At 56.2% G+C, this 12,356-nt stretch carries 10 protein-coding genes and 2 tRNA genes; 7 read left to right on the top strand and 5 right to left on the bottom strand.

What is annotated here, in order from left to right; genetic code table 11:
• Positions 1 to 228 (top strand): transposase (locus tag RQ738_RS11515; protein WP_314165362.1); only part of this gene is annotated, 228 nt, incomplete at its 5' end.
• Between the two features lie 369 nt (positions 229 to 597).
• Here RQ738_RS11515 and RQ738_RS11510 read toward each other — a convergent pair.
• The 4 genes from RQ738_RS11510 to gltX form a co-directional block, all read right to left on the bottom strand.
• A tRNA-Glu gene (locus tag RQ738_RS11510) sits at positions 598 to 673 on the bottom strand.
• A gap of 39 nt (positions 674 to 712) precedes the next feature.
• Positions 713 to 788, bottom strand: a tRNA-Ala gene (locus tag RQ738_RS11505).
• 129 nt (positions 789 to 917) lie between these two features.
• Positions 918 to 2,612: a glutamine--tRNA ligase/YqeY domain fusion protein gene (locus tag RQ738_RS11500; RefSeq protein WP_314165361.1), complete on the bottom strand. Its 1,695-nt coding sequence runs from the start codon at positions 2,610 to 2,612 to the stop codon at positions 918 to 920.
• A gap of 10 nt (positions 2,613 to 2,622) precedes the next feature.
• Entirely contained in the window at positions 2,623 to 4,035 is a 1,413-nt protein-coding gene (gene gltX / locus RQ738_RS11495; protein ID WP_314165360.1) for a glutamate--tRNA ligase, read from the bottom strand.
• Positions 4,036 to 4,819: 784 nt separating this feature from the next.
• Here gltX and RQ738_RS11490 point away from each other — a divergent pair.
• Genes RQ738_RS11490 through RQ738_RS11465 form a run of 6 tightly spaced genes read left to right on the top strand, consistent with a single transcriptional unit; the run spans position 4,820 to position 11,545 of the window.
• Entirely contained in the window at positions 4,820 to 5,782 is a 963-nt protein-coding gene (locus RQ738_RS11490; RefSeq protein ID WP_314165359.1) for a MoxR family ATPase, read from the top strand.
• A 1-nt stretch (position 5,783) separates the two neighbouring features.
• Positions 5,784 to 6,761 (top strand): DUF58 domain-containing protein, encoded by a 978-nt coding sequence (locus tag RQ738_RS11485; protein ID WP_314165358.1) that lies wholly within the window; start codon positions 5,784 to 5,786, stop codon positions 6,759 to 6,761.
• Between the two features lie 14 nt (positions 6,762 to 6,775).
• The gene (locus RQ738_RS11480) at positions 6,776 to 7,219 is read left to right on the top strand and encodes a hypothetical protein (protein WP_314165357.1); all 444 of its coding nucleotides are present in this window, start codon (positions 6,776 to 6,778) and stop codon (positions 7,217 to 7,219) included.
• A 2-nt stretch (positions 7,220 to 7,221) separates the two neighbouring features.
• Positions 7,222 to 8,259 (top strand): vWA domain-containing protein, encoded by a 1,038-nt coding sequence (locus RQ738_RS11475; RefSeq protein WP_314165355.1) that lies wholly within the window; start codon positions 7,222 to 7,224, stop codon positions 8,257 to 8,259.
• The gene (locus tag RQ738_RS11470; protein ID WP_314165354.1) at positions 8,259 to 10,079 is read left to right on the top strand and encodes a VWA domain-containing protein; all 1,821 of its coding nucleotides are present in this window, start codon (positions 8,259 to 8,261) and stop codon (positions 10,077 to 10,079) included. Before RQ738_RS11475 ends, RQ738_RS11470 begins: the two co-directional genes overlap by 1 nt.
• Positions 10,073 to 11,545, top strand: coding sequence for a hypothetical protein (locus RQ738_RS11465; RefSeq protein ID WP_314165353.1), 1,473 nt, complete (start codon positions 10,073 to 10,075; stop codon positions 11,543 to 11,545). Before RQ738_RS11470 ends, RQ738_RS11465 begins: the two co-directional genes overlap by 7 nt.
• Here RQ738_RS11465 and RQ738_RS13775 read toward each other — a convergent pair.
• The gene (locus RQ738_RS13775) at positions 11,511 to 11,978 is read right to left on the bottom strand and encodes a PilZ domain-containing protein (protein ID WP_409929549.1); all 468 of its coding nucleotides are present in this window, start codon (positions 11,976 to 11,978) and stop codon (positions 11,511 to 11,513) included. The genes RQ738_RS11465 and RQ738_RS13775 overlap by 35 nt on opposite strands.
• Positions 11,979 to 12,356: the final 378 nt, after the last annotated feature.

The following is a 12,356-nucleotide window of genomic DNA, read 5'->3' as shown; positions in this document are numbered from 1 at the left end:
CCGGAAAATGCCGATGCGGTCACTGCCATGCAGCACCGGTTACGAACCCCCGAGGGCCGTGCGTTGTATGCCAAACGCAAATCCACGGTGGAAACCGTGTTCGGCATCGTCAAGGAGGTGATGGGCTTTAGGCGATTTCACCTGCGCGGGCTAGACGCGGCGCAAGGTGAGTGGAATCTGGTGTGTATGGCGTGGAATATGAAGCGAATGTATGCTCTGTCAGGCTGATAGAGTGAGTCAGGAAAGGTACGCCCTGGAAAAACATACGTATCTTGGTGCATATCCTGTTTTGGCCGATCCGAAAATCGGTTCAGATCTCGAATCCGTGCGGACGACCGTTGTGCAAACCGTTAAATCCGACAGACTCCTAGACATTATAATAGTACCTTTTCGGTAACATTTTGCAACTAAAATTTAGTTGCAAAATGTTAAATATTATCTATATACGTAATACGTAAAGTCCCTAATCACAAAATAACACAGATAATATTATTTACTAAGATAAGCGTAACATACTATTATATATGATTTTTTAGTGTAATAGGTCGTCATGAGACAAAAAAATAGCCTGTAAGGAAAGTCCTTACAGGCTATGTATGGCGTCCCCTAGGGGTTTCGAACCCCTGTTGCCGGGATGAAAACCCGGTGTCCTAGGCCTCTAGACGAAGGGGACAGGTAGAACTGTCGTCTCGCTTTACAGCGAAATCTGTCATGGTGGAGCTAGGCGGGATCGAACCGCCGACCTCTTGCATGCCATGCAAGCGCTCTCCCAGCTGAGCTATAGCCCCGAAAACAGAGCGCGCACTTTAATGTAGTATCGGAGGCTTGTCAATCTCCGCCCTGTTTTATCCGTTAAATTAAATAAAACAGGAGTTTGAACTGCATTTCTGCTGAGTCTCCGGGTAGTTCCCGGGCTGTTATTTCTTCGTTTCCTGTTCGATTTTCGCCCAGGTATCGCGCAGGGTCACGGTGCGATTGAAAACCGGCTGGCCATCGCCGGTCTTCGCCCCGTCTTTACAAAAATAGCCCTCCCGCTCGAACTGGAAGCGTTCACCGACCTCGGCCTCGCCAAGCGCCCGCTCCAGCCTGCAGTCTGTCAGGGTGAGCAGTGACTCCGGGTTGAGATGGTCACGAAAATCCCCTTCCTTACTGGCATCCGGGTTGGGCTCGCTGAAGAGGCGATCATAAAGCCGGATTTCGGCCTCAATGGCATGCCCGGCGGAGACCCAGTGGATCACACCCTTGACCTTGCGGCCCTCCGGGTTGGCCCCCAGGGTCGCGGCATCGTAACTGCAGCGCAGTTCGATCGGTTCGCCCGCGGCATCCTTGATGACCTCGTCACAGCGAATCACGTAGGCATTACGTAAACGCACCTCGCCACCGGCGACCAGGCGTTTGAATTTCTTGTTCGGGGCGACTTCCATGAAGTCGTCACGGTCGATATAGACCTCGCGGCTGAAGGGGATCAGGCGTGTGCCGAAGGTTTCATCCTGCGGGTGGTTGGCGGCCTCGATTTCCTCGACCGTACCTTCCGGATAATTCTCTATGACCACCTTCAGTGGGTGCAGGACCGCCATGCGCCGGGCGGCCGTATTGTTCAGATCATCACGGATGCTGCTTTCCAGCATTCCCATCTCGACCGTGTTGTCTGACTTGGTCACGCCGATTCGATCACAGAAAGTGCGAATAGAAAGCGGCGTGAAGCCGCGACGGCGCAGGCCGGCAATGGTCGGCATGCGCGGGTCACTCCAGCCCTCGACCAGGCCCTCATCGACGAGCATGGTCAGCTTACGCTTGCTCATAACCGTGTATTGCAGGTTCAGGCGCGAGAACTCGATCTGTTGCGGGTGACAATCAATCGAGATGTTGTCCAGAATCCAGTCGTATAATGGCCGATGGTCTTCAAACTCCAGCGTGCACAGGGAGTGCGTAATGCCCTCGAGTGCATCGGAGATCGGATGCGTGAAGTCATACATCGGGTAGATGCACCACTCTTCGCCGGTTTGATGATGCACGACGCCGTGACGAATGCGGTACAGGGTCGGGTCGCGCAGATTCATGTTCGGCGAGGCCATATCTATCTTCGCGCGCAGGACGTAGGCGCCATCTTCAAACTCGCCGGCCCGCATACGCGCAAACAGATCAAGATTCTCCTCGACACTGCGGCTGCGGCCGGGACTGGCTTTTCCCGGCTCGGTGAGTGTGCCGCGGTACTCGCGCACCTGTTCGGCATCGAGGTCACAGATATAGGCCTTGCCAGCCGTGATCAGTTCAACCGCATAATCGTGCAGTTGTTCAAAATAGTCCGAGGCGAAGTAACGACGTTCACCCCAGTCATAACCCAGCCAGTGCACGTCTTCCTGGATCGACTCGACAAACTCAACATTCTCTTTGTGCGGGTTGGTATCATCGAAGCGCAGGTTGCACGTGCCCTGGTAATCCTCGGCAATGCCAAAGTTCAGGCAGATCGACTTGGCATGACCAATGTGCAGGTAACCATTCGGCTCCGGCGGAAAACGCGTTGCTACCCGGCCGTCGTTCTTGTTCGCGGCCAGGTCGGCATCAATGATGTGTCGAATAAAGTTGCTCGGCTTTTTTTCTTCTGTATTCATTATCGTCTTTTTATTCCGCCGCGACCCGCGCTTCAATATAGGCCAGGGCCTTGTCGATGCGGCGCAAGGTGGCGCCTTTGCCAACTAACTCTAAGGTGATATCGATACTCGGCGAGGCGGCGCGTCCGACCACGGCGACCCGTAACGGCATGGCCACCTTACCCATATTCAGCTCCAGTTCCGCGGCAACGTCTTGCACGACCTGGTGCAGGGCCTCGGCCTGCCAGTCATCCATGGCAGTGAAACGCTCGCGCAGTTTGAGTAAAGGCCCGCGTGCCGCCACCTTGAGGTTCTTCTTCGCCGACTTTTCATCATAGTCGTCAAAGTCCCTGTAGAAGAAGGCGCTGGTCTCCGCCATTTCCACCAGCGTGGTGGCGCGTTCCTGCTGCGCCTTTACGACTTCAACCAGGGCGGGGCCTTCGGTCGGATCGATATCCAGCTTCCCCATGAGCGGGCTTAACAGGTGCGCGATACGCGCCGGGTCATCATGCTTTATATAATGCTGGTTCAGCCATTCGAGCTTGTTGTTATCAAAGGCCGAGGCCGACTTGTTAACGTCTTCAATATCGAACAACTCGATCATCCGATCGACGGAAAAGATTTCCTCATCGCCATGTGACCAGCCCAGACGCACCAGGTAATTCAACAAGGCCTCCGGCAAAATGCCGTTTTCCCGATACTGCATGACACTCACCGCACCATGCCGCTTTGACATGCGTGCACCGTCGTCACCGAGGATCATCGGCACATGCGCATAGATCGGGGTCTCGGCACCGAGTGCCTTGAGGATATTGATCTGCCGTGGGGCATTGTTGAGGTGATCATCACCGCGAATGACATGCGTGATCCGCATGTCCATGTCATCGACGACCACGGTCAGGTTATAGGTCGGACTGCCATCGGTGCGGGCGATGATCAGATCATCGAGTTCACTGTTGCTGACCTCGACATCGCCGCGGATCAGGTCCTTGATGAAAACACTGCCCTCTTGCGGATTCTTGAAACGAATGACGTGCGGCGCATCCGGATCGGCCGGCGCATGTGCCAGGCAATGACCGTCGTAACGCGGCTTGACCTTGCTGGCCATCTGTTCCTCGCGCAGTGTATCGAGACGTTCCCTGCTGCAATAACAACGGTAAGCATACCCGTTATCCTGCAACTGCTGGATGACCTCCTTGTAGCGGTCAAAACGGTCGGTCTGGTAAAACGGCCCCTCGTCGTATTCCAGCCCCAGCCAGGTCATGCCCTCGAGAATGGCATTCACCGACTCGGCGGTCGAACGCTGCAGGTCGGTATCCTCGATGCGCAGCACAAACTGGCCGCCATGCTTGCGGGCATACAGCCAGGAAAATAACGCGGTGCGGGCACCGCCCACGTGTAGATAGCCGGTGGGGCTTGGGGCAAAACGGGTACGAACGGTCATAATCTCCAGATCCGAAAAGCAAAATCGGCGCTCATTCTACCAGTGCGCCGGGTAAAATGCTGACTTTCAGCGCCGAGGGCCGGTTTTAACAATCCACACCCGTTTGGGCCCGCGAGGAATGAAAGAGACCGTATGGCGTTATCCCTTCTCCCTCCGGTATAACCAACGCCTTTGCGGTAGTAGTTGGACAACTTAAGCGAATGGCTGGTTGTTCTATCAAAAGGCCCGGATGAGGGAGTAAATAAAACATGGTGTTATCGGATCAAAATCCCCTCGCCTCTCCGCACCTAATATTATTCATTGATATCGTTAAGATTTTTAAACGGCAGGTTCGGCATCCCACCAGGTATCGAGTTTACTATAGAATAGGCGCGAAATATTTGTCGATGAAATAGCATGGCTTTAATGAACCCGAATTGGCCATGCCCTTACGGTGATGACCGAATCAGTTACACCCCTTGATAAAAGTATAAATACCTACACTGCTATCCCGTTAACATAAGCCTGACAAGCAGTAAGCTTCGAGAAAATAAGGTAACCAGGTTGATTGATGCGCATGAACACATGAAATTTCATCACCCTCTAATCGGCGTTATCCCTTCTCCCACAGGGATAACCAGCGCCTTTGCTGTCGTAGTTGGACAGCTTAGGCGAATGGCTAGTTGTTCCATCAGAAGGCCAGGATGAGGGGGTAAATAAAACAAGGTGTTATCGAATCTAAATCCCCTCACCCTAACCCTCTCCCGAAGGGAGAGGGAATTAACGGGACAGCAGTGAAATACCTATGACAACCCAAACCGAATTTCTCAGCCTGCGCCAGCACCTTGAACAAGTCATCGTTGGCCAGACGGCCCTGCTGGATCGCCTGATAGTTGGCCTGTTGACCGGGGGGCACATCCTCCTCGAGGGTCCGCCCGGCCTGGCCAAGACCACGGCCGTGAATACCCTCGCCAGTGGCGTCCATGCCAGCTTCCAGCGCATTCAGTTTACCCCCGACCTGATGCCCGGCGACCTGACCGGCACCGATATTTTTGACCCGAACGAAAGCACGTTTCGTTTCGTTGAAGGGCCGGTGTTCCACGAGATTGTGCTGGCCGACGAGATCAACCGTGCGCCGCCCAAGGTGCAATCGGCCCTGCTCGAGGCCATGCAGGAACACCAGGTCACGGTTGGTGGTGTCACCCGTCCGCTGCCGGACCTGTTTATCGTCATGGCGACCCAGAACCCGCTCGAACAGAGCGGCACCTACCCGCTACCCGAGGCGCAACTGGACCGTTTTCTGTTACAGGTGAATCTGGATTACCCCACCGCCGATGACGAATTGCTGATCCTGCAACGTGACCGCGCCCGGCATTATGGTGAAGACAAGCCCGCGCTCAAGTCGCCACTGCAACCGGATACCGTGCTCAAGGCACGCCGGGAAGTCGCCGAGATCCATGTCGAGACTATGCTCGAACGCTATATAGTGACCCTGGTGGGGGCCACCCGTGACCTGGAAAAGTGGCAGCCCATGTGGAAAGACTATTTAATGGCCGGTGCCTCGCCACGGGCCTCAATTGCCCTGCTGCGGGCCTCCAGTGCGATGGCCTATTTGCGTGGCCGCGACCACGTCACCCCGGACGACATTATCGATATCGCGCCCGATGTCCTCCGCCACCGTATCATCCCCGGCTATGCCGCACGCGCGGCGGAGGTTGACCGCGACACCATCATCCAGACCCTGCTCGAAAACGTACCCGTGCCCTGAGATGTCCGCTGCCATCGATTTTATTCGTCATATCGGCAAGCGCTGTCGCCGCGCCTTCCCTGTTGGCCAACAGCTGGATATGAACGCGCCCCTCCTGTCGCGTGAGGAAATCCTCGATCTGAGTTATCGCGCCGAGACGCTCGATAAAAGAGCGGCACATCACTACGAGGTCGCGCACCGCCAATATGGTGATGCGCGTTCGGTGTATCGTGGCTTTGGCATGGACTACGAGGAAAGCCGTCCCTATCAGAGTGGTGATGATTTTCGTTTCATGAACTGGCGGCTGTCGGCACGCAGTGGCGAGTTCTACATGAAGGTGTTTCGGGAAGAACGCCAGCCCTCCATCTTTATTCTCATGGACCGGCGCAGTGCCATGCGTTTCGGCACCCGGCAACGCTTGAAGGTGACGCAGGCCGCACGGGTTGCCAGCCTGCTGGCCTTCGGTGCGCAAAAACATAACACCCCGGTTGGCGGGGTATTGCTGGAAGAAGAGCACCTGCAGTGGATCCCCGAGTCGCCTGCGCACGCCGGTGCCTTCGCCTTTATCAATGCCGCCTGCGCACCCTGCCCGCCGCTGGCGCCTGCCGTCACAGGACAAAACACCCCGCACCTCATCCGCCTGTTGCACAATCTGCTCGTGCAGGGGTCTATTGTCTATCTAATCGGCGACTTCATCGATATTGATCGTGAAAGCCAGCCGGCACTGTTGCAACTTGCCAACGAGCACCGGGTGCAAGCCATCCGGATTATCGATGAGGCGGAAGTTGACCTGCCCAGCGCCGGCGAGCTCGATTTCATTGCTGCCGGCAATGGTTTGTACCGCATTGATACCAGCAACCCGCAAAACCGGCAGGTCTACCGGGAAATGGCGAAACAACAACGCGATGAACAGGATAAAATCTTTGCCGCCAGCGGCATCGGCTGCGTCGATATACACAGTAATGAAACCACAATTGAACGTTATATACCCATTCCATAGAGAAAACCGCCGACATGCCGCAGGAAACTAATGCCCTCGAAGGTATCCTGGATATCGTCCTGCCGCTTGCCCCTGCGGACAGCGGCCTGGGTGGTTATACCGGCCTCGCGCTTGCCGGCCTGCTCACCGGCACACTGATCGCCATCGGTTACCGCTGGTGGAGCAGACCGCGTCAACGCTGCCAACGACAGCTGACCCGGCTGCGACAGCAATATGACCATGGCCGCATCGACACACGCAAGGCGGTTTTCAATCTGGCGGCGATTTTACGGACACGCCTGCGCAGTCATCAGCTTGCCGACAACGTGCCCCTGCCGACGCACCTGCAACCTTACCAGTCTCGCTGGCAGGCGTTCATTAATGACCTTGATAGCGCCCGTTACTCGGCGGTTAACCTCAACGCCCCGGCATTTAACCGGCTGGCAATTGAAACACGTTTCTGGATTCGCAAGTGGTAGATATGTTTGCGCACATCAGCCTGCAGCAGCCGTGGTGGCTATGGTTACTCCCGGCACTCTTTCTCTTGCGCCGGGCCATCTGCCGCTATGCGGGCAACGTTGAACATCACGGTATCGAACAAAGCCCCTCTACAGAAAACCGCCATGTCCATCATCCCCTGCCAACATTGCTGGCAAGCCTGGCGACACGCTCCAGTCACCAGAGCGGTCTGTACAATTTCGCTTTCTGGCTGGTGATCGCCGCTTTATGTCTCGCCCTTAGTGGCCCCGAGCGCAGCGGTGAAAAACGCCCCGATCCGCCGCGGGAACGCGATATCATTTTCATCGTCGATACCTCCGTCAGCATGACCCTGCGCGATTACCAGGTGGAGGGGAAACGCATTGCGCGCATGCGTGTCATCCGCGCCATGCTGGACAGTTTTATTACCGAATTGAAAGGGGATCGGGTCGGGATTATTGCCTTTGCCGATACGGCGCATGTGCTCAGTCCCCTCACCAATGATGCATCGCTGTTGCACAACCTGCTGCCAAAACTACGCACCGGCATTGCCGGCCGGACGAACGCCATCGGCGATGCCATTGCCCTCGCCGTCAAGCAGGCACGGCAAACGAAGGCCCGGCGCCAGGTCCTCATACTCGTCAGCGACGCGGCCCTGCCAACCGGAACGATTCCGGCTACCCGCGCGGCGGCCCTGGCCGCGGAAGAAGGCTTGCCCCTGTACACCATTGCCGTTGGCGCAGGCAGTTATACCGCCGAGGAAGCACGCATTACCGGCTTGATTTACCACCCTGCCAACCTGCCGTTGATGCAAAAACTGGCCGGACAAACCGGCGCCAAAACCTACCAGGCCGGTGACCATGCCTCGTTACAGGCGGCTGTGCGGGATATAGAGCAACTGGAAAAAAACACGGTTCAGGCGGCGCCCCAGTTTTACCGGGAACCCCTGTTCCGCTGGCCACTGCTGGCCGCGATTTTGCTGCTCACGATAATGCAGGCTCTCAACCTGGCTAGCGGTCGCTACCGACGGGGTAAGCGGTAATGAGCCTGGCATCTCTTTACTGGAACGAGCCGTTATGGCTGCTCATCGCGCTGCAGCCGGGCATTATCTGGTTGCTCAGGTGGGCGCGCGCGCGGAGACAACTTGACCGCTATGCAGATAGCCGCCTGCACCCCTGGGTTGTCGGTTATCGCCGCAGCAGCTGGCAGCAGCGCCTGCTGAACCGGCACACCGCTTACTTTGCCGCATGGCTCTGCTTCGCTGTTGCCGCCGCCGGTCCGCGGATTATCGAAGAACTTCCGGACAACACCGCCGGGCATGGCATTGATATCATGGCGGTCATTGATATATCGCGTTCCATGCATGTTCAGGACGCCAGCCCTAACCGCCTGGGTCGCGGTAGCCGGGCATTGCAGGCGCTGCTCCCGCAATTACAACAGGACCGGCTTGGCATGGTCGTCTATGCCGGGCGTCCCCACCAGTATATGCCGCTGACCTACGACAAGAACGTCATGCGACATTACCTGGCTAACCTCGATAACCTGCGCCCGCCCACCGACGGCAGCCGGACCACGGCGGCCCTGCAGCTGGCCGAGCAACTCCTGCGCAAACAGGCAGGCGGCGAGCAACGCAACCAGGCTATCCTGCTTCTCACCGATGGCGAAGACCTGCCAGGCCCGCCCGAACTGGAGACGCCGGTCTTTGTGCTCGGTCTTGGCAGTGTCGAGGGTGATGCCATACCCGGCTATAAGGGTGACTGGTTACGCGATGACAACCGCGTGCGCGTGAGTCGCCTGCAAGAGGACGCGCTAAGCGAGTTGGCCCGCCTCAACCACGGTCGCTATAGCCGTGCGACGCAAGACAACCGTGACTGGGACATCCTCTATAAAAATGGTATCCAGGCAATCAGCCAGGCTGTGCCGGTGAGTAACAATGACAATGTTATCTGGCATGAACTTTATGCCTATGCCCTGTTGCCGGGAATCCTCTTGCTGCTCCTCTCTACCATGAGCTTCAAGCCGTCGGGCCGCGGTCCGGACTCGACGTCCGCCACTAAACTCGCCACCCTGCTTATCGGTCTCGCTCTGCTGCCGGCACCTGATGCACAGGCCGGTGACAGCACTGTCGCATACCGGGCCTTTATCGAGAACGACTACCCGGTCGCGCTTGAACAATACGAGGGCCTTGAAGGCTACCCCGGCAGGTTTGGTGAGGGCGCCAGTGCCTATCGCCTCAAGGATTACGCGCGGGCTATCGCGGCCTTCAAACAAGCCTTCCTTGCGGCACGGGATGACCGGCAACGCGCTACAGCGCTTTATAACCTGGGTAACAGTTACTTTCAGAGCGGTGACTACCCGGCTGCCATCGCCGCTTACCGCGATGCCATGGTGTATCAACCGGGATATCCTGCCGCGCAGCGCAACATCGCATTCAGTCAGAAACTGCACGCGACCGTGCAGCAGCGCCTGGCACGGCTGCGGAAACTGTTACGCCCCGACCGGGGCGCACAGGAGGCCCGCGCCGAGGCCAATATGGATACCGATGACACCTCCGTTTCCATTGATGAAAGCAACGATGAGCTTGAACTCGACCGCCAATATGAAATTGACTTAAGCGGCCCACTGGCCGAAGCACTCATACTCAAGGGGATCGAGCATGCCTGGCTGGCCAGCGAAGCTCCCCCGGCCAGTCTCGCTGCCACTGCTCATGCTGAGATAAGTGGCCCGGCGGTTTCCAGTCAGCAACTGGATGTCATCCACGATGACCAGGAACACTTCTGGAACCGGATACTTGAGGTCGAAGAGGGTTTCCCGGCACCGCTGGACAAGCCAAATAAAATCAGGGGTGTTGCCCCATGGTAAGGCGCTTGCTTGCCCTGCTCGCCCTGCTGCAGCTTTCACTGGCTGTTGCAGCCAGTCCGCGCATGGACCTGTTCATTAAGCAGGTGGAACAGCAACTCGGCTATGCCTTCGAGGCAAAACTTGTTGCCGGCGGGATGCAGCAGAACCTGTCCAGTATCGATCTGTCGCCATTAAGAGAAAATTTCGGTGTGGTGATCGAGGAATACTCGGGTACGACCGGAGATACGCCAGCCAACTCTGAACAGCGCCTGCTGATGAAACTGTTTCCCCGCCGCACAGGCGAACTGCAAGTACCCGCCTTAAACTTCTCAGATGCGATATCCAGCCCTCATGACGTGAAGGTATTACCGGCCGGGGGCCCGACCGGCGCCATCAATCTTGACTACCATCTTTCCAATGCCCGGCCCTGGCAAAGAGAGCAATTGCTGGTCACTGTTAACGTCAGTACGCCGGACAAGTTTGCCCGCCTGGAAATAGCCGACGAGCAGGACCCCGATTACGAGATCAGAACCATACCGGCGACAAAAGAAACCCGCGCCGGCACAACCCGGCTCGGCAGCGGCTGGGTCATCTTCCCGTTACAATCCGGCCCGCAGACCCTTTCCCTACCACCTGTGCTTTATCACCTGCAAGGCACGATAGAACGACGTTTCTATCTGCCGGATATTCAATTAAACGTAAAATCGCTGCCTCGCTATATCCCGCCGCTCATGCCGGTCGGGCAGGTATTCATCGAGTCGGCGATCGATGCCAGTCATCCCCTGACGACCGGAGAGACCTATGACTGGACTCTTCGCTTGCACAGCCCGGCGCTCCTGTCGCATTTCCTGCCACCGGTTCTCAGACAGATTGGCTCTACCGATACGAGCCGTTTTCTGACCGCACGTTCAAAACGATCAGAAGAAATCAGTCGCCGCGGCAGCCATGGTGAAGTCGTGCATAACGTACCCTTTCAGCCGTTGCGAACAGGCCCGCTAAGGCTGCCCGAATTACGCGTGCAGTATTTCGATCCGGTTGCCGGTCGGGTCGTGGTTGCTGAATATCAGCCGCCACAGAAATGGAGCATTGCCCTTTACTGGCAGCTACTACTGGGGGCAGGCTTATTGCTCACGGCTGTTTTGTTCACCAGGACAGGTCGGCATTACTGGTTACGCTGGCACAGGCGGCGCAGGCATATGCGAGAGGCCATTGAGTATATCCGCGCGGCGACTACCGACCGGCAATTGCGACAGGCCCTGCACCTGATCGCCAGGGCTGAAAACTGGCCGGCTAATCTGAGCATCAAAAAGTGGAATGAATACTGGAACCGGCAATACTCGCCCCCGGCCACGTCAGTAATGGAGAATCTTTCCATCGCCTGTTACGCACGGGCCGGGATCGATACGGTGAAAAACAGGGATGCGCTGTTGAAATTAATCAACAACAGGCAGTCTAATCGTCGTTTCTTGCAGGTAAGTCCCGGTTAAAGTCAAGCAGGCCGACAATACTTCGCGTCGTATTGCATACCTTGCAATTATAAAGCGGCAGTTCTTCCTCCCGACCACGGTACGTTTGCATACCGATATAACTGAACTTGGTAACCGTTAAACATACCGGGCAAAACAACCTTGCCTCCATCGGTATGCCGGGGCCGTGCAGAATGGAATTAACGTTTCTCCGTGAGGAGGGCTTCCTGACCCCGGAGGCCACGTCAAATACAACCCCTATCCGGTATTGCCCTTCGCTCAATGGCCTGCACCAACGCACTACTGCGCGGATTTCATCATCGGAACCATTATCGTTCGGTACCGAAACGATGAGTGCTGAGCCCTCCTGAACCGGCTCGGTGACATCAAATGACATCCCCCCCAAACTTATATCATGGCTGGTTGCATGCAAGTATGATTGTGCCAGTCCCACAAAGTTTTTGCGGGACACCGGACAGTACAGCACGCTCAGGGATATCCCTGCATAGCGCACGTCATCTCTGTTTTCGGGGTTCACTTTAAATTAACATCTCATTAAGTATTCATGCCTGCTATTTCCGGCCGACGGATCGTCGATAAACAAGGCCGGGGCCTGTTCTGGCACATCCTGCTTCCGCCAGGTATTCGATAGTGGGTGTTTTTATTGAGCTTATTAGTTAAGACAACTCGATATCAAACATGTTCTGAAAATTCGCCATTTTCAGAATGGCCAGTATGGCCGCGCTGGATTTTACAATTTGGCTCTTCGGAAAAATTAGTGGGTAAAAATATAGCGAATTTGGAGCAATAGAGATAGTTTTCTGGAAATTGG

The organism is Sulfuriflexus sp., assembly GCF_032250955.1.
GTDB lineage: Bacteria > Pseudomonadota > Gammaproteobacteria > AKS1 > AKS1 > Sulfuriflexus.
The sequence above is the reverse complement of the archived record's forward strand: the minus strand, read 5'-3'. Positions and strand labels throughout refer to the sequence as shown.

What these genes read in the sequence shown, in the direction of transcription:
- RQ738_RS11500 (WP_314165361.1), bottom strand. Translation starts at nt 2,612, where the DNA reads ATGAATACAGAAGAAAAAAAGCCGAGCAACTTTATTCGACACATCATT.
- gltX (WP_314165360.1), bottom strand. Translation starts at nt 4,035, where the DNA reads ATGACCGTTCGTACCCGTTTTGCCCCAAGCCCCACCGGCTATCTACAC.
- RQ738_RS11490 (WP_314165359.1), top strand. Translation starts at nt 4,820, where the DNA reads ATGACAACCCAAACCGAATTTCTCAGCCTGCGCCAGCACCTTGAACAA.
- RQ738_RS11485 (WP_314165358.1), top strand. Translation starts at nt 5,784, where the DNA reads ATGTCCGCTGCCATCGATTTTATTCGTCATATCGGCAAGCGCTGTCGC.
- RQ738_RS11480 (WP_314165357.1), top strand. Translation starts at nt 6,776, where the DNA reads ATGCCGCAGGAAACTAATGCCCTCGAAGGTATCCTGGATATCGTCCTG.
- RQ738_RS11475 (WP_314165355.1), top strand. Translation starts at nt 7,222, where the DNA reads ATGTTTGCGCACATCAGCCTGCAGCAGCCGTGGTGGCTATGGTTACTC.
- RQ738_RS11470 (WP_314165354.1), top strand. Translation starts at nt 8,259, where the DNA reads ATGAGCCTGGCATCTCTTTACTGGAACGAGCCGTTATGGCTGCTCATC.
- RQ738_RS11465 (WP_314165353.1), top strand. Translation starts at nt 10,073, where the DNA reads ATGGTAAGGCGCTTGCTTGCCCTGCTCGCCCTGCTGCAGCTTTCACTG.